At 73.8% G+C, this 21653-nt stretch carries 16 protein-coding genes; 3 read left to right on the plus strand and 13 right to left on the minus strand.

Annotation, left to right across the window (positions count from 1 at the left end; genetic code table 11):
- The first annotated feature begins 671 nt into the window (after nt 1–671).
- Nucleotides 672–1499, plus strand: a complete 828-nt coding sequence (locus tag QJS33_RS11505) for a neutral zinc metallopeptidase (RefSeq protein ID WP_306367909.1) — start codon at nt 672–674, stop codon at nt 1497–1499.
- Here the strand turns inward: QJS33_RS11505 and QJS33_RS11510 are convergent.
- From QJS33_RS11510 to QJS33_RS11545, 8 genes are all read right to left on the minus strand, one after another.
- A complete protein-coding gene (locus QJS33_RS11510) occupies nt 1492–2850 on the minus strand; it encodes an FAD-dependent oxidoreductase (RefSeq protein WP_306367910.1) in 1359 nt (452 codons plus the stop codon). The genes QJS33_RS11505 and QJS33_RS11510 overlap by 8 nt on opposite strands.
- 40 nt (nt 2851–2890) lie before the next feature.
- A complete protein-coding gene (dxs, locus tag QJS33_RS11515) occupies nt 2891–4816 on the minus strand; it encodes a 1-deoxy-D-xylulose-5-phosphate synthase (RefSeq protein WP_306367911.1) in 1926 nt (641 codons plus the stop codon).
- A gap of 284 nt (nt 4817–5100) precedes the next feature.
- On the minus strand, nt 5101–5871 hold the full coding sequence (locus tag QJS33_RS11520) for a sulfite exporter TauE/SafE family protein (RefSeq protein ID WP_306367912.1): 771 nt from the start codon (nt 5869–5871) through the stop codon (nt 5101–5103).
- Nucleotides 5872–5992: 121 nt separating this feature from the next.
- Nucleotides 5993–7246: a styrene monooxygenase/indole monooxygenase family protein gene (locus QJS33_RS11525; RefSeq protein WP_306367913.1), complete on the minus strand. Its 1254-nt coding sequence runs from the start codon at nt 7244–7246 to the stop codon at nt 5993–5995.
- Nucleotides 7247–7830: 584 nt separating this feature from the next.
- Nucleotides 7831–9111 (minus strand): sugar ABC transporter permease, encoded by a 1281-nt coding sequence (locus tag QJS33_RS11530; RefSeq protein WP_306367914.1) that lies wholly within the window; start codon nt 9109–9111, stop codon nt 7831–7833.
- Entirely contained in the window at nt 9111–9908 is a 798-nt protein-coding gene (locus QJS33_RS11535) for an ATP-binding cassette domain-containing protein (protein ID WP_306367915.1), read from the minus strand. The genes QJS33_RS11530 and QJS33_RS11535 overlap by 1 nt, the downstream gene beginning before the upstream one ends.
- Before the next feature lie 84 nt (nt 9909–9992).
- Nucleotides 9993–11108 (minus strand): substrate-binding domain-containing protein, encoded by a 1116-nt coding sequence (locus QJS33_RS11540; RefSeq protein ID WP_306367955.1) that lies wholly within the window; start codon nt 11106–11108, stop codon nt 9993–9995.
- 307 nt (nt 11109–11415) lie between these two features.
- Nucleotides 11416–12591 (minus strand): ROK family transcriptional regulator, encoded by a 1176-nt coding sequence (locus QJS33_RS11545; RefSeq protein ID WP_306367916.1) that lies wholly within the window; start codon nt 12589–12591, stop codon nt 11416–11418.
- A gap of 113 nt (nt 12592–12704) precedes the next feature.
- Between QJS33_RS11545 and QJS33_RS11550 the strand changes: the two genes are divergently transcribed.
- Nucleotides 12705–13328: a uridine kinase gene (locus QJS33_RS11550; protein ID WP_372339642.1), complete on the plus strand. Its 624-nt coding sequence runs from the start codon at nt 12705–12707 to the stop codon at nt 13326–13328.
- On the opposite strand, the gene QJS33_RS11555 is transcribed toward QJS33_RS11550, so the two are convergent.
- Together QJS33_RS11555 and QJS33_RS11560 are read right to left on the minus strand one after the other, a co-directional pair.
- Nucleotides 13309–14163 carry an alpha/beta hydrolase gene (locus QJS33_RS11555; RefSeq protein ID WP_306367917.1) on the minus strand — a complete coding sequence of 285 codons (855 nt, stop codon included), beginning with the start codon at nt 14161–14163 and terminating at the stop codon, nt 13309–13311. The two genes, QJS33_RS11550 and QJS33_RS11555, sit on opposite strands and share 20 nt — an antisense overlap.
- Before the next feature lie 75 nt (nt 14164–14238).
- Complete coding sequence (locus QJS33_RS11560) at nt 14239–15129, minus strand: alpha/beta hydrolase (protein WP_306367918.1); 891 nt, start codon at nt 15127–15129, stop codon at nt 14239–14241.
- Between the two features lie 146 nt (nt 15130–15275).
- Between QJS33_RS11560 and QJS33_RS11565 the strand changes: the two genes are divergently transcribed.
- The gene (locus QJS33_RS11565; protein ID WP_306367919.1) at nt 15276–15926 is read left to right on the plus strand and encodes a TetR/AcrR family transcriptional regulator; all 651 of its coding nucleotides are present in this window, start codon (nt 15276–15278) and stop codon (nt 15924–15926) included.
- A 75-nt stretch (nt 15927–16001) separates the two neighbouring features.
- Here QJS33_RS11565 and QJS33_RS11570 read toward each other — a convergent pair whose 3' ends face one another.
- The 3 genes from QJS33_RS11570 to QJS33_RS11580 all read right to left on the minus strand — a co-directional run bounded on the left by QJS33_RS11570 (nt 16002) and on the right by QJS33_RS11580 (nt 21652).
- Entirely contained in the window at nt 16002–18170 is a 2169-nt protein-coding gene (locus tag QJS33_RS11570; RefSeq protein ID WP_306367920.1) for a serine/threonine-protein kinase, read from the minus strand.
- Between the two features lie 202 nt (nt 18171–18372).
- A complete protein-coding gene (locus QJS33_RS11575) occupies nt 18373–19701 on the minus strand; it encodes a hypothetical protein (RefSeq protein WP_306367921.1) in 1329 nt (442 codons plus the stop codon).
- On the minus strand, nt 19691–21652 hold the full coding sequence (locus tag QJS33_RS11580) for a hypothetical protein (RefSeq protein ID WP_306367922.1): 1962 nt from the start codon (nt 21650–21652) through the stop codon (nt 19691–19693). Before QJS33_RS11580 ends, QJS33_RS11575 begins: the two co-directional genes overlap by 11 nt.
- Between the last annotated feature and the right edge of the window lies 1 nt (nt 21653).

A 21653-nucleotide genomic window follows, 5' to 3' on the forward strand; every position in this document is an offset into this window, starting at 1 on the left:
GCGACCCGCAGAGCACACCGGACCGTGCACAGGCACACGGCCCCGCCCCCCACACCCCGGGAGCGCCCCAGAGCACACAGACCCCGGGCACGGCACCGCGCACGGGCCGCGCACAGAACACACCCGCCCCGGGCAGGCCCCCTGGCCCCGCCGTAGGCGCACCACCGCACCCGGCGGCACCAGGCGACCCGCAGAGCACACCGGACCGTGCACAGGCACACGGCCCCGCCCCCCACACCCCGGGAGCACCCCAGAGCACACAGACCCCGGGCACGGCACCACACCCGAACCACGCACAGAACACACCCGCCCAAGGCAGGCCGCCGTATCCGGCGGCCCCGGAAGGCGCACAGGGCACCTCCGCGGAGGCACCGCCGTACGCGGACACCCCGCGCGGCGTACCGGGTGCGCCGCCGTACGCGGGCGGTCCGCGCGCTCACGGCGCACCCGTCACGGGCGCATCGCCGTACGCGGGCGGTGCGCAGGGGGCGCCCGGCATGCCGCCGTACCCCGGGGCACCCGTTCCCGGCGGGCCGTGGCAGGGCGCGGGAACGGCGCCGTACGCGCCGGGACACACCGGGCAGTACGGGGGGTGGGCCGCGCCGCAGTACTGGGGACCGCCGCCCGCGCCGCCTCGGCGGCGCGGGCTCAGGGTGTTGGCGGCGTCCGCGGTGGCGGCGACCGTCGCACTGGCGGCGCTGGTGGCCAGCGTGGTCATCGTTTCCACCACGCCGCAGCCCGAGCCGACGCCCACCGGTGAGAACCTCGCCGCCCACTACGACGACCGGTTGTTCGAGCCGCCCGCCCAGGTCGCCGTCGACATCGCCGACCACCCCCTGTACGACGCCGCCACCCCCCAGGACATCGCCTGCGACGTACCCGAGCTGGACTCCGGATCCGACGACTCCTGGGAGGAGTTCGCCACCGCGACCGGCCACTGCCTGGACGAGCTGTGGGCACCCGTCTTCGACGACCTCGGCCTGAGCGTGGACACCCCCGAGATCACCGTCACCCGGGAGTCCCCCGACTCCGGCGACGAGGAGGGGTACACCCTGGCCTACTACGAGAGCGACTTCGAGCGCATCACCGTGGTCCTGCCCAACGTTCGCACGCTCGGCGGACAGATCCCCGAGCAGGCGCACGAGGACGTGTGGATCGCCCTCATGGGCCACGAGTACGGCCACCACGTGCAGTACGTGACCGGCATCCTCGACATCTCCCACGACCTGCGCCGCAAGTCGTCCAGCGAGGAGGAGGAGCTGGACACGCTGCGCCGCACCGAGCTCCAGGCCGAGTGCATGGCCGGGATCGGGCTGCGCGCCATCACCGACGCCGACGAGCGGTCCCTGCGGTGGGTCAACGACAACTTCAACGGCGGCGGCGACCTACCGACCCACGGCACCGCGACCAACCGGGCCCACTGGCTGGAGCAGGGCTGGAACGACGCCACCGTGGGCGGCTGCAACACCTACGGCGCGGCCTCCGGCGAGGTCACCTGATGGCGTCCCGGTGGGCCGCCCAGCCGTGGAGTTTGACCCGCTCGCCGCGGTTCAGCTCCGCGGCCCGGCGGGCCTCGGCGGCGTCGATGCGCAGCCAGGCGTCGTAGTCGCTGCCCTTGACCACCTCGGCGAGGTCCACCAGGTCGGGGGCGTCCGCCAGCAGGGCCGGCGCGTCGTCGAGCAGGGAGCGCACGGTCGCCGCGGCGTCGGACTTGTTGGTGCCGATCACTCCCGTGGCGCCCCGTTTGGCCCAGCCCGCCACGTAGTCCCCCGGCACGACGCGGCCCCGGGTGTCGAGCACCCGGCCGTCACGGTGGGGCACGGTGCGGGACGCCTCGTCGAAGGGCACACCCGGGATCGGCACGCCCGCGTAGCCGACGGAGCGCAGCACCATGCCCGCGGGCAGGTCGACGGTCTCCCCCGTGCCGACCAGGTGTTCGCCGTCCAGGCGGGTGCGCTCCACCCGTACACCGGTCACCCGGTCCGCGCCCAGGATCTCCCGGGGCCGGGACCAGAAGTGCAGGTGGACGGCGCGCGGGTGCCCCTTGGGCGGCAGGGCGGCGCGCTCGCGCAGCAGGCGCAGGTTGGTGCGGGCGGCACGGGCGACCTCGCCGCGGATCCGCGTCAGGTCGATGTCGACCTGGGCGGGGTCCACCACGAGGTCGACGTCGGGCAGTTCGAGCAGGTCGCGCAGCTCGGGCGCGGTGAACCTGGCCTGGAGCGGACCGCGCCGGGCCAGCAGGTGGACGGTGCGCACCCGGCTGGCCGCCAGCGCCTCCAGGACGGGCTGGGGGATGTCGGTGTGCCGCAGCTCGTCGGCGGTCTTGACGAGGATGCGGGCCACGTCCAGGGCGACGTTCCCGGCGCCCACCACCACGACCTCTTCGCTGTCCAGGACGAACCGGAGCATCTCGCTGTCGGGGTGCCCGCAGTACCAGTTGACGAAGTCGGTGGCGGCGACGCTGCCGGGCAGGTCCTCCCCCGGCACACCCATGTGCCGGTCCGTGGCGGCCCCGGTGGCGTACACGACGGCGTTGTGCGTGCGGGCCAGGTCGTCCCGGGTGACGTCGACGCCGAACTCCACACCCCCCACGAAGCGCACGCCGGGGTGCTCCAGGATGCGCCGCAGCGCGCGGGCCACGCCCTTGATCTTGGTGTGGTCGGGGGCCACCCCGTACCGCACCAGCCCGTACGGGGTGTGCAGGCGGTCGATGACATCGACGCGGACCGGCACCCTCCGCTGCCGTGTCAGGGAGTCGGCCGTGTACAGACCGGCCGGCCCGGAGCCGATGACGGCCACCTTGAGCGGTGCGGGTTCTTCCTCGGCGCGGGGATCGTCGGGAGAGGTCATGCCCCCATTCTGGCAGCAGGACCCCTCCCGTCCAGGACGGTCAGACCGTCTTGTCGGCCAGGGCCGGGTCGCCGGCGCCCTCGGTGCGGCGTGAGACCGTCTCGGTGAGCTTGCGCGAGAGCTCCTGCGGGGTCAGGCCCTGCTCCCGGAGGATGGTGTCGCGCTTGGCGTGGTCCAGGAACTCCTGGGCGATGCCGAAGGTGCGCACCGGCACGTCCACGTCGTTGTCGCGCAGCAGGCGGGCCACGGCGTCGCCGACGGCACCCGTGCGGCCGTTGTCCTCGACCACGGCGACGACGCTGTGCCGGGCGGCCTCGGCGACCAGCGCCTCGTCCAGGGGCTTGACCCACAGCGGGTCGATGACGGTGACGCCGATGCCCTGGTCGGCCATCCGGTCGGCGACCTCGCAGGCCACCTGGGCCATGGTGCCCACGCCCACGATGAGCAGGTCCTCGGAGCGGCCGCCGTCGGCGGCGCTGCGCAGCAGGTCCATGGACCCGACCTTGCCCAGGGCGGGCAGGTGCTCGGCGACGGCGCCCTTGGGGTAACGGACGACGGTGGGGGCGTCCTCGACCGCCACGGCCTCGCGCAGCAGGGTGCGCAGGCGCTCGGCGTCGCGGGGCGCGGCCAGGCGGAGTCCGGGGACCACCTGGAGGATGGACATGTCCCACATGCCGTTGTGGCTGGCGCCGTCGTTGCCGGTGACGCCGGCCCGGTCCAGGCAGAAGGTGACGCCCTGGCGGTGCAGGGCGGCGTCCATGAGCACCTGGTCGAAACAGCGGTTGAGGAAGGTCGCGTACACGGCGACGACCGGGTGCAGGCCGTTCATGGCCATGCCGGTGGCGGCGGTGGCGGCGTGCTGCTCGGCGATGCCGACGTCGAAGGTGCGCTCGGGGTAGGCGTCGGCGAACCTGTTCAGGCCGGTGGGGTGGAGCATGGCGGCGGTGATGGCCACCACGTCCTCGCGCTCGGCGCCGATCTCGACCATGGCGTCGGCGAACACCGACGTCCACTTGAGGGCCTTGGAGCCGGGCTTGGCCCGGCCGGTGGCGACGTCGAAGGGGCCGGGGGCGTGGAACTGGTCCTCGTCGTGGTTCTCGGCGGGGGCGTACCCCTTGCCCTTCTGGGTGATGACGTGGACGATCACCGGGCCGCCGAAGTCGCGGGCGCGGCGCAGCGCCTTCTCCAGCGCGGGCTCGTCGTGGCCGTCGATCGGGCCCAGGTACTTCAGGCCCAGGTCCTCGAACATCATCTGGGGCTGGATGGCGTCCTTGATGCCCTTCTTGAGGCCGTGCAGGGCCTCGTAGAGGGGCTGGCCGACCACCGGGGTGCGGTTGAGGGTGCTCTTGGCCAGGCCCAGCGCCTGCTCGTAGCCGGGGGCCATGCGCAGGGAGGCCAGGTGGTCGGCGAGGCCGCCCCTGGTCGGGGAGTAGGAGCGCCCGTTGTCGTTGACGACGATGACGAGGCGGCGGTCCTTCTTCTCCGCGATGTTGTTGAGCGCCTCCCAGGCCATGCCGCCGGTGAGGGCCCCGTCGCCGATGACGGCGACGACGGTGCGGTCGCGCACGCCGCGGACCTCGTTGGCCTTGGCCATACCGTCGGCGTAGGACAGCGCGGTGGAGGCGTGGGAGTTCTCGATGAAGTCGTGCTCGGACTCGGCCCGGGAGGGGTAGCCGGACAGGCCGCCCTCGGACTTCAGGTTGCTGAAGTCGTGCCTGCCCGTGAGGATCTTGTGCGCGTAGGCCTGGTGGCCCGTGTCGAACAGGATGGGGTCCTCGGGGGACTCGAAGACCCGGTGCAGCGCGATCGTGAGCTCGACGACGCCGAGGCTGGGGCCGAGGTGACCGCCGGTCTGCGAGCAGGAGTCGACCAGGAAGTCCCTGACCTCCTGCGCCAGGACCGGGAGCTGATCGGCCGGAAGCCGCTTGAGAGCTTCCGGATTGTGCATCGACTCGAACAGTGTCACTGTCTCGTCAGTCCCCTCGTCCAGCGTGTCGGTTGAATTTGCCGCACCGGGCCCCTGACGTGGGCCGGGTTCGGCTACCGGCAGGTATACATACCCGAGTTTATGGTGCGGCGTCCACGGGTTCCGCCCGACACCGGTCATGGCGGTGCAACAAGGAGGACACGCGTGTCGCGCGTCCCCCCGTCGGGCGGACCTCGAACCGCGGGAACGCCGCCCCGGCACGGTTTCCGGGGTACATTACCCGCTCTGGGGAGCGTCTTCGCCGTCCGGCCGCCCCGCCGAGGTTATCCGAGAACGGCCTGGACCAGCAGGGCGATCGCCGAGGTCGCCACCACGGCGAGCATGCCCAGGCGCAGGGGGCCGGCCTTGACCCGGCTGCGCAGGGCGACGCCCGCCGCGAAGCCCAGGACGACCAGCGGGATCCCCGCCGCCCCGACCACCAGGATCCGGGTGTCGAGCTGCCCGCCGACCCCCAGGGCGACCAGTGAGAGGGCGCCGCCGAACAGGAAGAACGCGGCCAGGGTCGCGCGCACCCGGGCGGGTTCCTCGTACTGGTAGAGCAGGGCCATGGGCGGCCCGCCGATGGAGGTGGCGGTGCCCGCGAACCCGGACAGGGTGCCCGCGGCGACCAGGGAGACCGGGGTGATGCGCACCCGGAAGGACCGCAGGGACAGGGCGACGGCGATGAGCACCATGGCGCCGACCGCCCCGGCCAGCGCCCGGGGCGGCAGGACGGCGACCACCCAGACCCCCAGGACCGTTCCGGGCAGGCGGGCGGGCAGGCCCCAGGCGATGCCCCGCCAGTCGATGTGGCGGCGTTCCTGGAGCAGGGTCAGGACCGGCAGGACGATGACGGTGACCAGGAGCGCGCCCGGCATGAGGGTGGGGTCGAGCAGGGACAGGACGGGGGCGCCGACCAGACCGAGGCCCAGGCCGACGGTGCTCTGCACCACGGCCCCGGCGACGACGGCGAGTGCGGCGACGGCGACGAAGGTCCAGACGTCGCCCGCTGGGAGCAGCCCGTGTCCGGTGGGCGAGAAGAATTCCGAGAGCACGGGGTGCGACGCTACATCCTCACCTTCCCGGTCGGGTTCGGGAGGTGGGGACATGGGATGTGATCACGCCCGGTCCGGTCCCCGGGCGGTGCCCCGCCGGTGGGTGCGGCGCCCGTCGGGGTCAGCGGGAGCGGCCGCCCACGGGCGCGGGCCGGGACAACCCGTCGATGTACTCCAGGGCCCGTTCCGGGTGCAGGAACCACTCGATGAGCCCGGTCGGGTCGGCGAAGGAGTTCGCGAACCGGTCGGCGGTCCCCTGGTGGCGGGCCGCCAGCCGGTACAGCTCCCACACGTGCGGCGGCCCCGAGAGCATCACCCGGCTCCATGCGGTGACCTGGCGTGCCCGCCGCCAGTACTCGGCGAACGCCCCGCGCATGAAGTGCTCGTCGAAGGGGCGCGTCCCGTGGTCGACGATGGCGCGCCGGTAGACGTCGGCGGCCAGCGAGGCCATGTTGGCCCCCTGGGCGGTGATGGGGTCGTTGGCGACCACGGTGTCGGCCATGCCCAGGACCGGTGCGCCCCCGCCGGGGCGGGCGACGGGTTCGCGGACCGCGGGCGCGTACCCGCCGGTGAGGGCGGCCATGGGGTCGGCCGGGCGGGCTCCGGCGAACCGCTCGTACTCCCAGGGCGCGTGGCGGCGCACCACCCGCAGCACCCGGTCCAGGACGTCCCCGGCGTGTGCGGTGGCGGGCAGCGGGTCGTCCAGGGGGCCTCGGGGCACCGCCTCGACCATGAGCGCGTCGCAGGGGCCGTTCAGGGACAGCACGGGCAGGCTGAACACCTCGCCCGCACCCGGGACGGCGGTGCGGGAGAGCGCGGGCCCGTCGGGGTGGGGGTCCGCCCCCGAGGCGTAGACCAGGGCCAGCGAGCGCTGGGGGGCGTCGTACCGGGAACGGGCCGTGTTCCGGGGGAAGACCTCGGCGAGACCGCCCCGGCCCGCGGCCACCACGACCAGCTCGTACTCGGCGGCGAGCCCGGGCAGTTCGGCCGGGCGCACCCGGTGGCGGATCAGGCGGCCGCCGCCCCGGACGAAGAGGTCCAGCCAGGCGGAGAGCTTGAGGCGCTGGTCGACGGAGCGGGCGGGCTCCTCCAGGCGTCCGAGCCAGGAGGGCCCCGGCGCGTCTCCCTCCCGGGGGGCGACGCGCAGGCCGACACCGCGGATCTGCGGGGCCCGGTCCTCCCAGAGGGAGAGTCCGTGCCGCCGCTCGCGGCGCAGGGCGGGCCCGAACAGGCACTGGGTCGAGGTGACGCGGCCCGCGCGGATCTCCTCCGGGCCGTCGGGGTTGACCAGGGTGACGTCGTAGTCCTCGGCCAGCAGGCCGAGGGCGAGTTGCAGGCCGGACTGCCCGGCGCCGACGACGAGGATGGTGCGCATGCCCGTTGCTCCCGTGGTTCGTGCCCGCGCGGGGCCCGGGCGGTCCCGGGGCACGGCGAAGAGGGGGCGTGCACGTGGCGAACCGTGTGCGGCCCCGCGCGGGCGGTGGTTTCACGGCGAACCTAGCAACGCGCCCGCGGGTCCCTCGGGCACCCCCGCCGACCGGGACCTTCGCCTCTGCGCACCCGGGACCTGCGGCCGCACCGGCCCCCGGGGAGGGCGGAAGGCGTTCACGCCCCCGTCCCGGCGGCCCCGACCGAACGTCCGCGCAGTTCAACGCCGTTGTGCGCCGTTCCCGCCCCGGTCGCCGCGGTACCGGGCCGCCCCCGCCGACCGCCGCCCCGGTCCCGTCCCCGCGCGCACCGGACCGTCCCGGTGCGCCCTCCACCCGGAGCGACGCACATCACAGGCGGACCGCCCGGCGCCGCCGGCCTCGGACCGGAGGCGTCGTCGGGACGGCGGGGGTGGGCGGTGGCGGGCACGGAGAGGCCCCGGTCCGGCTACCGGGGCCGGACCGGGGCGTGGGGGCGGCGGGGAGTGAGCGCCGCCCCTTTTCCCGGGAGGGAACGGGGGTACTGCGGGTGTCAGGCGCCGCCCCGGGCGTTGGTCTTGCGACCGTTGCGGGAGACGGCGTCGATGATGACCGCGATGAGCAGGACGGCCGCGGTGATCATGAACCGCACCGAGGTGTCCATCTGGAGCAGCAGCAGACCGGAGGTGATGGCGCCCAGGACCAGGCCGCCCAGCAGCGCGGAGTAGGCGTTGCCGCGGCCGCCGAAGAGGCTGGTGCCGCCGATCACCGCGGCGGCGATCGCCATCATCAGCTCGGCGCCGCTGCCGGTGGACACGCTCGCCGCGAAGTTGCGGGAGACGAGCATGATGCCGCCCAGCGCCGCCAGGGTGGAGGCGATGCCGAACACCGAGATGCGGATGAGGTCGACGTTGATGCCGGCGCGGCGGGCCGCCTCGGCGTTGCCGCCGACCGCGTACACCATGCGGCCGTAGCGGGTCTTGCGCAGGATCAGGTCCAGGACGACCACGAAGCCCACGAAGATGAGGAAGGCCAGCGGCACGCCCTTGTACTGGTTGAGCACCCACACCCCGCCCAGGATCGGCAGGGCCAGCAGCAGGGCGCGGAACGCGATCTCGCTCAGCGGCTTGTAGGGCAGGCCGGCCTGGCGGCGCCGCCGCTCGACCAGGACCACCGACACGACGTACAGGCCCACCGAGACGGCGGCGATGGCCCAGCCCATGAACGACACGAAGTAGGTCTGGGTGAGCATCGCGATCGCCCCGTTGGGGCTGATGTTGATGGTGCCGTCGGAGCCCATCAGGTACAGGTGCACACCCTGCCAGCCCAGCAGGCCCGCCAGGGTGACCACGAACGCGGGTACCCCGAGTTTGGCGAAGACCGTGCCGTGGATCAGGCCGATGAACAGGCCGGCGCCGACCGCGGCGGCGATGGCGCCCCATTCGGGGACGCCCTGTTTGACCGCCAGGACCGCCAGCACGGCCGCGGACAGGCCGGCGACGGATCCGATGGACAGGTCGATCTCGCCCAGCAGCAGCACCATGATGACACCGGTGGTCATCAGGCCGATGGCGGCGATCTGAAGGGTCAGGTTGGACAGGTTCTGCGGCGACAGGAAGCGGTCGTTCATCGACTGGAAGACGACGGCGATCAGCAGCAGCCCCACGATGACGGGGATGGGCCCCAGTTCACCGCTGCGCAGGTTGCGGCGCAGTGCCTGGAGCCAGCCCCTGGGCGAGGCGGCCGTGGTCAGCAGCCGGGGGTCGCGCACGGGTTCGGCCGGCGCGGTCCCGCCCTTTCCGGGTGCCTTGGAAACCGGGGTCTGCTGGGTCATCACTTGTCCTCCGTGGCCAGGGCCGAGGAACCGGTGCGCTGCGTACGGCGGCTCACCGGGTTGTCGGCGGCACCGGTGATGGCGGCCACGATCTCTTCGTAGCTGGTCTCCGCGATGGGGAAGTCGCCGGCGTTGCGGCCCAGCCGCAGCACCACGGCGCGGTCGGCGACCGCGCGGACGTCGGCCATGTTGTGGCTGATCAGGACGACGCCGTGGCCCTGGTCGCGCAGACGCTCGATGAGGTCGAGGACCTGGGCGGTCTGGGCGACGCCCAGGGCGGCGGTGGGCTCGTCGAGCATCACCACGCGGGGCTGGCCCAGCAGGGAGCGGGCGATGGCGATGATCTGGCGCTGGCCGCCGGAGAGGGAGGCCACCGGCACGCGCAGGCTGGGGATGCGCACCGACAGGGAGTCGAGGAGCTCCCTGGCCCGGCTCTCCATCTCGACCTCGTCGAGGGTGCCGGGGAAGTGCAGTTTCTCGTTGCCCAGGAAGAGGTTGGCGACGATGTCCAGGTTGTCGCACAGGGCGAGGTCCTGGTAGATGGTGGCGATGCCCAGGCGCTGGGAGTCGGCGGGCGCCCCGATGGAGACCGGTCGGCCGTCCCAGCGGATCACGCCGCCGCTGTCGGCGGGGTGGGCGCCGGAGATGACCTTGACCAGCGTGGATTTACCGGCGCCGTTGTCCCCCAGGAGGGCGACGACCTCGCCCTCGGCGACCTGGAAGTCGACTTCGCTGAGCGCGCGTACCGCCCCGAAGGTCTTGGAGATCCCGGACAGTTCCAGGACTGGTGTACTCATGCGTTCGTTATCTCTTCTCTCGTCCCGGAGTGGGGCGGGCGGGCGGCGGGGGCCCGCCCGCCCCGTCGGGGCGTCGCACCGTGCCTAGAGGGCTTCCTGGCAGAACTCGGTGTCGGCGTAGTCGTCGGTGCAGATCTCCTCGATCGTGTAGATCCCGTCCGAGACGACGGTGTCGCCGACGTTCTCCTCGGTGACCGCGATCGGTTCGAGCAGGACCGCGGGGACCGTCTCGCCGTTGGCGTCCTCGACGTCGGTGAGGGTGTACTCGCCGAGCTCGGGGTCGGTGTCGGTGGCCAGGGCCACGGCCATGGCGGCGGCGATCCGGGCCTCCGGCTGGATGGCCTTGTAGACGGTCATGTACTGCTCACCGGCGATGATGCGCTGGATGCCGGCGAGTTCGGCGTCCTGGCCGGTGACCGGCGGCAGGTCGTCGACCTCCACACCGGCGCTGCGCAGCGCGGCGATGATGCCCGAGGCCATGCCGTCGTTGGCGGAGTAGACGCCGATGATCTCGTCGACGCCCAGGGCGGTGATGGCGCCCTCCATCTGGCTGTTGGCCTGGTCCGGGGACCAGTCCGGGGTGTCGAACTCCTGGCCGATGTCGACCTGGTCCTCGAAGATCTCGTGGGCGCCGGCCTTGAAGTCCGCGGCGTTGGGGTCGGTGGGCGAGCCGTTGATCATGACGATCTGGCCGTCACCGGCGGTGCCGCTCTCCTCCAGGGCCGCGATCAGGGCCTCGGCCTGGACCTGGCCGACACGGTGGTTGTCGAAGGAGACGTACATGTCGACGCCGCCCTGCGCGAGGCGGTCGTAGGCGACCACGGGGACGCCCTGGGCCTGGGCCTCGCTGACGGTGCCGGCCGCGGCCGCGGAGTCGACCGCGTCCAGGACCAGGACGTCCACCCCGTCGGTGAGCATGGCCTGGGCCTGGGTCTGCTGCTCGTCGACGTCCTGGTCGGCGTTGGCGTAGGACAGCTCGCAGTTGGGGCAGAACTCGTTGAGCGCCTCCTCGAAGAAGGGCTTGTCGAACGCCTCGTAACGGGCCGTCTGGAGTTCGGGCAGGAGGAGGCCGACGTGGAAGCCCTCCTCGATGCTGTGGACCTCCCTCTCGGCGTCCTCGCCCGAAGTGGTGAGCGAACCACAGCCGGAAACGAGAAGGGTGAGGGCGGCGCCGGCGGCGGCGAAGCCTCCGACGACCATGCGCTGGTGTGCGGTGCGTGTACTCAACGCTGCACCTTTCTGACGTGCGGGGGACGGATGTGAACTCGCGAGTGATGTTGTGAAGTAGACCCCGGCGCAGCCTTGTCGTCAACTCCTGAACACATAACCGAAACATCACGGATCTTGCGTTCAGCCGTTAAAAACAAAGAAATCGCAGGTCAGGGCGCATAAGCGAAAGACGACACCCTCCCAGCATGCGCGGAAAGAACACGGACGACCACGTACGGGCAGCACAAAGCTTCACCACGGGAAGGTCAAGAAAGGGCCTTCGGCGACCGTGCGTCGCTCAGCGGACGCTCTGCGCCGCCATGCGCAGGGCTCCGTACAGGGAGGCATCGCGTCCCAGCGCGCTGGGCAGCAGCTCCAGCCGGGACAGGGCGCTGCCCAGCGCCCCCAGTTCCATGGCCCGCCGCATCGGGTCGAGCAGCAGCTCACCGGCCTCGGACAGGTCGCCGCCGACGATCACCCGGTCGGGGTTGAACAGGTTGGCCATGATCGCCACGCCCTGGCCCAGCGCCGTGCCCGCCTCCGCGAGGATGCGCCGGCAGCCCGGGTCGCCCGAGAGGGCGGCGCCCACCAGGTCCCCCACGGCGGCCGGGCCGGGGCCGTGGGAGACATAGGTGTTCTGCGGCAGCATGTCCAACAGGTACCCGGCGCCCACGAACGTCTCCAGGCAGCCCCGGTTGCCGCAGCGGCACACCTGGCCGCGCGGGTCCAGCGCGATGTGCCCGACCTCGCCCGCGGTGCCGCCCGCCCCGCGGAACAACCCGCCCGAGACGATGATGCCCGCGCCCACCCCGTCGCCGATGACCAGGTGGATGAGGTGTTCGGCGCCCTGGCCCGCCCCCTTGTGGAGCTCCGCCAGGACCGCGAGGTTGGCGTCGTTCTCCGCGATGACCGGGACCCCCAGCCGCTCGGCCAGCGCCTCGGCGGGCCGGAAGCCCGCCCAACGGGGCAGGCAGGAGATACCGCCGACCTCGCCGCCGTGCGGGTCGATCGGCCCCGGCACCGACGCCACCACCGAGGCCACCGTGGACAGGTCGATACGGGCCCGCAGCAGTGTGGTCTCGGCGAGCCAGGAGGCCCGGCGCACCCCCCGCTCGGGGTCGGCGGCCACGTCGTAGTCGATCTCCTCGCGGGCCAGCATGTTGCCCTCGCTGTCCCCGACGGCGACCGTGACCCGTTCGGGGGCGAAGTCGACGGCGACCACCGCCCCCGGCGGGCGCACCAGGGTGACGGCGCGGGCCCGGCGGCCGTTGGAGGAGGTGTCGTGGACCGAGACCGTGCCCGCGGCGCGCAGGCCGCGCACGATGTTGGAGACGCTCGCGGCGGACAGACCGGTGGCCCGGGCCAGTTCGGCCTGGGTGCGGGTGCCGTCCCGGCGCAGGACGTCCACGATCCGGCGTTCGTTGGCCTGCCGCAGGGCGGACTGGGATCCCGGCGTCACTGCGGTGTCGGTCACCGGGCGTCCCTCTCGATCGGTCACGGCACGGTTCGACCGTGCCCTCTGTGTCGAATGCTACAAGCATTGAACGCAAGCGGAAACCGCCCACCGGCGCACGTTAGGGTCCGAACGTGACCTCTCTACATGTGGCGACCGACCGGGACGGATGGGACGCCCGGCTGGCCGCGGCCGTTCCCGGGGACCGCGGGCGCGTGCGCGTCGTCACCGTGGAGGGCCGCTCCGGTTCGGGCAAGAGCACGGTGGCGGAGCGGCTGCGCGCGACGCTGGCCGCGCGGGGCACGGCGGCCGCGGTGCTGCCGATGGACGACCTGTACCCGGGGTGGCACGGGTTGGCGCGGGCCCCGGAACTGCTGGTGGCGTGGGTGCTGGAGCCGCTGCGCACCGGGGGCGCGGCGCACTGGCGGCGCTACGACTGGACGCGCGACCGGTTCTCCGAGGAGGAGTGCGCGCTGCCGGGACCGGTGGCGGCGGGCGGGGTCCTGGTGGTGGAGGGGTGCGGTTCCGGTGCCCGGATCGTGCGCCCCCACGTGGACCTGTCGGTGTGGGTGGACGCCTCCGACACGGTGCGCGACCGGCGGCTGGACTCCCGCGGGGACGCGGGGCTGTACGCCCCCTTCCGGCGGGTCTGGGCCGATCAGGAGGCGGTGTTCTACGCTGCCGAGCGGCCACGGGAGCACGCCGACGTCATCATCGGCAACACCCGGGAGACGGACCTCACCACGCCGCGGCCCTGACCGGGGCGACGAACGCGGTGAGCCGCTCCAGGACGTCAGGATCGGCCAGGATGCGGTTGTGCCCGAGGCCGACGGTGCCGACCATCCTGGCCCCCGCCCCCATCGCGGCGAGGACCCGCACGGACTCGGCGTGGGGGACCAGCGGGTCGTCGACGTCGTGGAACAGCAGCACCGGCACCTCCAGGGCGTCGGCGTCGCGGACGGTGGCGTAGCGCTTCCAGATGTCCCGGTCCCCGTCGAAGAACGCGTCCTCGATGGCGCGACGCAGGGCCCGGTTCACCCGTGGGCCCCAGCCGTGGGCGGCGACGAAGCCGTCGAGGGTGCCCTCGAAGTCGGCCATCGCCGACAGCAGGGCCAACCTGTCGGTCCGGATCCCCTCGCGCACCAGGTGGGTGGCGAACAGCGCGCCCAGGGAGTGGCCGACCACGGCGGTGAAGTCGCCGTGCTGTTCCTGGAGCCGGCGGGCGATGGCCAGCGCGTCCAGGACGGTACCGGCGGGACCGCCGGTGGCGCCGTGCCCGGGTGCGTCCCAGGAGACGACGGTGTGCCCGGAGGCGGTGAGGGCACGGACCAGCGGGGCGAGGCGGGCGGCGCGCGAGCCCCAGCCGTGGACCAGCAGGACGGGGCGCGTGCCCTCCCCCCAGGTGTAGGCGGCGACCCGCCGGCACCGGTGGTCGAGGTGGTCGACGCGGGCGCGTTCGTGCACGTCGCGGTCGCGGTCGACGGTGGAGGTATCGCCCGGGTCGCTCCACAGGCGCAGGGCCCGTTCGCCGGCCACGCGCGGGGCGGTGACGGCCAGGACCTCCAGGTCGATCGGGTGGGGCGCGGTGGTCATGGGGCTCTCCTTGCCTTCTTCGGGTCGGCGGGGCGGATCGGGCGGTGCTGGTCCCCCGATCCGCCCCGCCCCGGATCATGCGGGGCCGGGCCGGTCCGCGGGGACGGGCAGGTCGGCGCCCTGGACGAAGGAGGTGATGGCGTCCAGATGCTCTTTCTCGAAGAGGGCTCCGCTGTGGCCCAGGCCGGTGGTGGCGATCATCCGGCCCCGTCCGCCGAGGTGTTCCATGGTGCGCAGGGAGTGCGCGAAGGGCACGACCTCGTCGGTGTCGTCGTGCAGGAGCAGGAACGGCTGGTCGAGGGTGTCGATCCGGTGGGTGGTGGAGAAGCGTTCCCACACGGTCGGGTCGGCGTCGAAGTAGTGGCGCTCCACGTCCGAGCGCAGTGCCCGCAGGACGCGGGGGCTCAGCCGCAGGGCGTCGGAGAACGCGGTGAGGAGGTAGTCGAAGTTCGACACCCCGGCGAGGAGGACCACCCGGTCCGCCTCGATGCCTTCGCGCAGGGCGTGCACCGCGAAGGGCGCGCCCATGGAGTGGGCGACGACGGCGTGGAAGCGGCCGTGGCGCTCCTGTAGGTGGCGCTGGATCCGCAGCGCGTCGAGGATGCTGCCCAGCGGCCCGCCCGTCGCCCCGTGGCCGGGGGCGTCCCAGGACACCGGGCCGTATCCGAGGTCGACCAGGCGGCGGACGAGCGGGGCGAAGCGCGCGGCGCGCGAGCGCCATCCGTGGGCGAGCAGCACCGGGCGGGTGGTATCGCCCCAGGTGTAGGTGGCCACGTCCCAGCGGCCGACGCGGACCGTCCCGGTCTCGGCCGACTCGTGCAGTTCCCGGTCCTCGTCCGGGATCACACGGGGCGGGGCGGGGGCCGCCCACATCCTCCGGGCCAGTGACCCGGCCAGGCGCGGGGCGGGTAGTGCCAGCGCGTTGACGGCGGCACCGACGAGGGGGAGTGGCCTGACCGCACCCATGGGATCTCCTTCGCTTCACAAAGTATACGAACGATCGTATTATTTGTTTGAAAGAGGCCTGACGTCAAGTGGCGGCTACTCTTTCCTCGTAACCGACCTGTCGTTCGAACAAGGACCGCCCGGCGAGGGCGGCGGGAGGTACACGCATGGCGACCCGGACCGACGGCCGCGTCCAGCGGGGCGACCAGACCCGGCGCGCCGTGCTGCGCCGCGCGGTGGACATCGCCTCGGTCGAAGGGCTGGAGGGGCTCTCCCTGGGCCGCCTGGCCAAGGAGCTCGACGTCAGCAAGAGCGGGGTGTTCGCCCACTTCGGCTCCAAGGAGGAGTTGCAGCTGGCCGCGATCCGCGCCGGGCGCCGCATCTTCGCCGACCACGTCGTGAACGGGGCCCTGGAGGTCCGCCCCGGGGTCTCCCGGCTGTGGCGGCTGTTCGAGAACTGGGTCGGCTACTCGCAGGGGCGGGTGTTCCCGGGCGGCTGCTTCTTCTACACCGTCAACGCCGAGTTCGAGTCCCGCCCCGGCCGGGTGCGCGACGCCCTGGCGGAGACCCGCCGCGAGTGGCGCGGCCTGCTCACCCGCAACGCCGCCGACGCCGTGCAGCTGGGCGAGCTGTCCGCCGACACCGACGTGGACCTGTTGGTGTTCGAGCTGGCCTCGTTCCTGGAGACCGCCAACTCCGACTCCCTGCTGGAGGACGACCCGGAGCGGCCCTACCGGCTGGCGCGCGCCGCCGTCGTCACCCGCCTGTCGGCCCTGGCCACGACGGGCGCCCCCCGCCCGTGGGAGGCGGAGTCCTGAGCGGCCCCACCGCCGCTGTGTCACCGCGGACCGGGACCCGGCCCGCGGTGACGCTCCACACGCCCTTCCGGCCGGTCAGCCGCCGGTGAGGCGGCGGGCGTGGACCAGGTCGGCGCGGATGCGCTCCACACCCGAGGTCAGCTCGGGCAGCTGGGCCGCGGCGTTGTTCAGCTCCATCACCCGCTGCCCGCGGCGCACCACGTCGCCGTAGCCGACGCGCAGGACCAGCGAGAGCACGAGCGAGGCCGCCAGGGCCAGGACCGACAGCGACACCAGCAGATCGCCCAGCCGTTCGGCCTGGCCGGACATGCCGATGACGATCCCGATCGGGAAGCCGAAGAGCGCGTAGTTGCAGTAGCGGCGGATCTGGAAGTAGCGCTGCTGCTGCATGACCTTGTCGTGCAGCGACTCGTGCTCGGTGGCGACCCTGGTGTAGCGCTCCTCCCAGTACCGGCGCTGGCGGGAGAGCGCCTGGAGGGTGGGGACGGCACCGTAGATCGCGGCGGCGTACCCCACCCCGGCCGGGCCGGGGGAGGCCTCCACCCGACGCCACAGGATGTCGATCCACTCCCCCACCCCGGCGTCGCCGCCGTCGTGGGGCGGGACCATCCGCTCGGGGTGGAGCAGGAAGGTGAGGATCAGCGCCGGGTTCACGTCGGGGCTCGCCGCCCGCCACCCGGCGAGCCGGCCGGACAGCTCCTGGTGGAAGGTGTTCCCGGCGTGCTCGGCGGCGTTGAGGGAGTCGGCCAGGCGCTGGTACGCGGCCGGGTCGGGACCGTGGTGCAGGCCCATGGTCCGCAGCACCTCGGGGCGGGCCAACAGGGCCATCTCGTTGGACATCGGCGCCCCGGTGATGACGGGTCGCGGGTCGGAGAACAGCCCGCCGAGCTCGGCCAGGGTGGCGCCGCGGCCGCGGAAGACCGGCGGCAGGTCGGGCCGGGTCTGGGCGATGAAGGAGGCCAGGGTCAGGTTGGCGTCGTCGGCGTGCCGGCGGAACAGGGAGCGGTCGACGACGGTGTCGCCCAGGTCGTCCATGAGCCAGGCGCCCAGGAGGGCGCGCTCGGTGGGGTCGCCGAACACGCGGACGGCCGCCGCCCAGTCGCCCTGCATGGCCTCGGCCAGGGCTCCGGGGTCGGTGAAGCGAATGCCCGCGAAGTGGTACGGGGGGACGCCGCCGACACCGGTGTGGTACCCGGAGGCGCCGGTGTTCCCGGGGCCGGGCCGCGGGGTGGACGCCGGGCCCGGGGCCGGGGCGGCCGCTCCGGCGGCCGGGGGCCCGACGGGCGCGGCCGGGGGCGGGGCCGATCGGGTGTAGGCGCGGGTGGGGTCGACGTTGTGCGGCGGCGCCACACGGGTGGGGTCCACACCGGTGGCCGGGGCCACCAGCGTGGGGTTCACGGCGCCGCCGGACGCCGGGGCCGGGCCCTGGGGGCCGGCGATGAGCAGGTTGAGCAGGGAGGAGGCGTCCGGGCGCCGGTCCGGCTCCTTGTCCAGACAGCGTTCGACGACGCCCCGCAGGGGTTCGGCGAGGTCGCCCAGGTCGGGGCCGCCGCTGAGGATACGGGCGATGCGCGACGCCTGGGTGGGCGCGTGGAAGGCCTCGCGGCCGGTGGCGGCGTAGACCATGACCGCGCCCCAGGAGAACACGTCCACGGCCGAGGTGAGGCGGGCGCCCTCCAGCTGTTCGGGTGCCATGTACCCGATGGTGCCCACCACCCCGCTGGCGGTCACCGAGGTGGCCTCCACCGCACGGGCGATGCCGAAGTCGATCACCCGCGGACCGTCCGCCGCCAACATGATGTTGTCCGGCTTCAGATCCCGGTGCACCACACCGGCGGCGTGGATCGCCGCCAGCGCCGTCGCGGTGTTGACCGCCAACCGCTGCAACTCCACCCCGTGCCGGGGCCCGTCCTCGGCGACCGCGCGCTGCAACGTCGGCCCGTCGATGAACTCGGTCGCGATCCACGGCTGCGCCGCCTCCGGGTCGGCGTCCAGGATCGCCGCGATGCAGAAACCGCTCACCCGACGCGCCTGCTCGACCTCGGCGGCGAACCGGCGCCGCATGTCCGCGTCCCCCGCCCACGAGGCGTGCAGCACCTTCACCGCGGCCCGGGTCCCGTCCTCGGCCTCACCGAGGAACACCTCGCCGAAACCGCCGCGCCCCAGCGAGCGCACCAAGCGGTAACCGCCCACGGTGCGCGGGGCGGATTCCTCTGCGGGGTCGTCCAACATCGTGCCTTTCACGGATCTCACGGGGCGGCCGGACAGGGGGCGCCGACAGGATGCGCGGAGCAGGGGCATCCGCGGTCGTGCGCACGGGTCGCGGCGGCGCGGCGACGGCCCGGGGCCGACGGGGTTCCACCCCGTCCGAATCGACCGCTTTCCATGACCACCTTACGACGGAACGCCACCCCCGCCGCAACAGAGGTCACCCGTCCCGCCGCCGTCAGCGGGCGGGCCGGTGCCCGCCCCGCAGGATCCGCTCGACCAGGTCGTCGGTGAGCGTCCCGTAGCCGGTGGCCGCCCACACGCTGCGTTCGGCGGGCACCTCGTAGTAGGGGACGGAGCGGCCCTCGTGCTCGGCCGGCAGCACGGTGGGCCGCCGCCGGTCGCGCACGGCGCGGGCGCACTCGGGGCACAGCGGAACGCGGATGGTGCGCAGCCCGCCGAACTCGCGCCACTGGGTCTGCCGGGTGTCGTTGCCGTGCAACGGGTTGGCGTAGCAGGGACGGCGCGGGCCGCGCAGCCCGGCCAGGGCGTCCTCGGCCAGGTCCAGCAGCACGAGCACCCCGACCGCGTCGGGCAGTGTGGCGCCCTCCTTCACCATCCGGTCGTGGACGCGGGCGGCGGCGTCGCGGGCGTCCAGGGCCGTGGCCAGGTGCCGGGGGTCGACGCCGGTGTCCGAGCTGAGCCGCTCCCCCAGTTCGATGAGGTCGCGCCCGCCGCGTTCGACCAGCGACTCCAGCTGGGCGCGGTCGGCGTTGTCGAACGCCGCGTGCTGGGCGATCGGTGCGGCCGGGCGGCGGCCCAGCAGCCCGCCGGGGCGGGACCGGTCCAGGCGCCGGTACAGCGGAACGCCGATCCCGGCCAGCAGGGCGAGCACGAGCGCGCCGATGATCCACGGGTTCCACCACCGCGCGGGCATGAGGTTCCCCGTCGGGGGTTCGCCCACCCGGTCGTAGTAGGCCTGCTGCGCCGTCTCGTAGGCGGCCTCGGGGTCGTCGGCCAGGGCGGCCTCCACCGCGGCCTCCACCAGCGTCGGCAGGGTCTGCTGCCCGCCCATGGTCTTGTAGCTCGCGGCCAGGGCCCCGTAGAAGGCGGGTTTGGACCAGTCGTCGGGGTCGGTGCCCAGGTCGTGGCCCTCCATGTCGCCGCGGCGGTCGTAGATCAGGAAGTGGCGCTCGCCGCCGCCCATGCGATCGTGCACGGCCGAGGCCAGCGCCTCGCTCTCCCCGCTCCAGGTGTCGCCCTCGACCAGCGGGACGACGATGACGTACAGGTTCAGGTCGTGCTGCTCGATCGCCGTCACGACGCGCTCGCGGGCCTCGACCGCGTAGGCGCCGTCATAGGAGGAGTCGACGTAGACGGGGGACTCGGCCAGGGCGTCGGCGATCACCTGCGCCGGGCTGGCGGTCTCCTCGGCGGCGGTCTCCTCCGCGGTCGGGGAGGCGGTGTCGGCCAGGGCAGGGGCACCGGCCAGGGACGCGGACAGGGCCAGGGTCAGCGCCGTCGCGCGGGCCCACCGGCGCGCGAGCGTGCGGGGGTCAGTGGACACGGTTCTCCTCGAACAGCTGGTCGACCAGGCGTCGGGGCAGGTGCGCCCCGAAGGAATGACGGATCCACGGGTCCTCCGGTTTCGCCCGGTAGGAGTGGGCCGTGCCACCGGTGCGCAGCCGCAGGACCCGCCCGGCCCGGGCGGAGTCGTCCAGCCGCGCGCACTCCGCGCACAGGGGGACCCGGCCGCCCAGGCGCCGGGACTTCACCTGTTCGGCGGCGAAGGGGTGCAGCGGGTCGACGGTGCAGGGCACGGTGTCGGTGTCGGGGTCCTGCACCGCGGCCAGCACCCGGCGCGACAGCACCGCGGCCCCGAGCAGGTCGAGCCCCCGCGGGTCGCGGTCCATGACCATCAGGGCGGCCTCGGCCTGGGGCATGAACTCGCCGGGGATCCGGTCGGGCTCCTTCTCCACCAGCGCGCGGACCCGGTCGGCCTCGCGCACGGCCAGGCGCCGCAGGGCACGGTCGTTCAGGGCGACGCCCGGGACCCGGTTCCGGGAGAGCGCGAGGAGGAAGACGGCGAGGTGGTAGGCGGCGACCACGGCGGCGGCCGCCAAGGGGCCCGCCAGGAACAGGCCCCCGAAGAACCCGCCCGACCAGTAGCGCTCCGCGCGGGGGCCGGGCAGGTTCGCCTCGTCGTCGGCGAACAGCGGCCGGTAGCCGTCGCCGGGGGGAAACTCCAACTCGGACAGGTCGGCCACGGCGGTCTCCAGGGCGGCGGCCGGGGTGGGCTCCTCGTTGAAGGTCATCGGGAACCACAGCGCGTAGGAGTCGACCTCCAGCCCGCGGGCGGCCGCTCCGACGTGGGGGGTGTCGACTCCGGGTCCCACGACCAGGTAGACGCCGTCCTCCTCGGCGACGGAGGCCAGGGCCGCGGCCAGGACCTCGGGGTCCCCTCCGGCCTCGTCCTCATGGTGCAGCGGCACCGCCGCCGCGAAAACGGGGACGGGGGCACCGGTGAGCAGGGCGGGGACGTCCTCCAGGCCCTCCCGGGTCAGGGGCATGATCGGGTCGACGTAGAGCGGGTCCTCGGCCAGGGCGGCGGCGATGTGCTCGACCCGGCCGGTGGAGACCACGTACGGCGGCTCCAGCCGGACCAGTTCCTCGGGGTCGGCGACCTCGTGCCCGCCGACGGGCGCGTTCACCGTGTGGGTGTAGGTGGCGGTGACGAGCGCACCGGTCGCCGACAACGCCGCCAGCACCACCACGGCGGGGACGAGGAGGCGCCCGCGCCGTGCCCGGCGCCAGGCGATCCAGCCTGCGCCGACCAGCAGGGCGCCGCCCACCGTTCCCACCAGGAAGCCGAGGTTCTCGGGGCCGTTGTAGCGCGTGGGGTCGATGTCGGCGCGGAACCCGGCGAGGAACCCGTCCCCGTCGTCCCGCTCGGCGAACTCGGCCGGGGGCTCGGCTCCGGTCAGCCCGGCGACCAGGACCCGGGCCGCCTCGTGGGCGGGGACGTCGTGGAGTTCGGCGTCGTGGACGGCGTCCCAGGCGCCGTCCACCGACAGGTCGGCCCCGTAGACGCGCAGCTCGGTGAGCCCGCCCGTGGCCGGGAGGACGGCGTAGACACCGTCGGCGCCGAGCCGGTCGTGGACGGCGGGCATGATCTCGCCCATCCCGGCGTCGCTGCCCACGCCGAGGTAGGGGGTGACCACCACGTGGTACGGGACGCCGAGCGGTTCGAAGGCCTCGTGGAGCCCGCGCTCCATCTCCTCGGGCGGGACGGCACCGCCGATCGCGCCGTCCACCACGACCGCGGTGCCCTCGGGCTCGGCGGCGAGCAGCCCGGCGAAGTACTCGGCGTAGGTCGGCTGCGGGTCGACCGCGGGGGCGTCGGCGGCGTCCGCCGTATCGGCCGCGCCGGGGGCGGGGGCGGACAGGAGCAGCAGGGCCGGGGCCACCGTGAGGAGCAGGGCGCGGAGCGGGCCGCCGGCACGGTGCGGGATGGGCATG

The organism is Nocardiopsis sp. CC223A, from assembly GCF_030766825.1.
Lineage (GTDB): Bacteria > Actinomycetota > Actinomycetes > Streptosporangiales > Streptosporangiaceae > Nocardiopsis.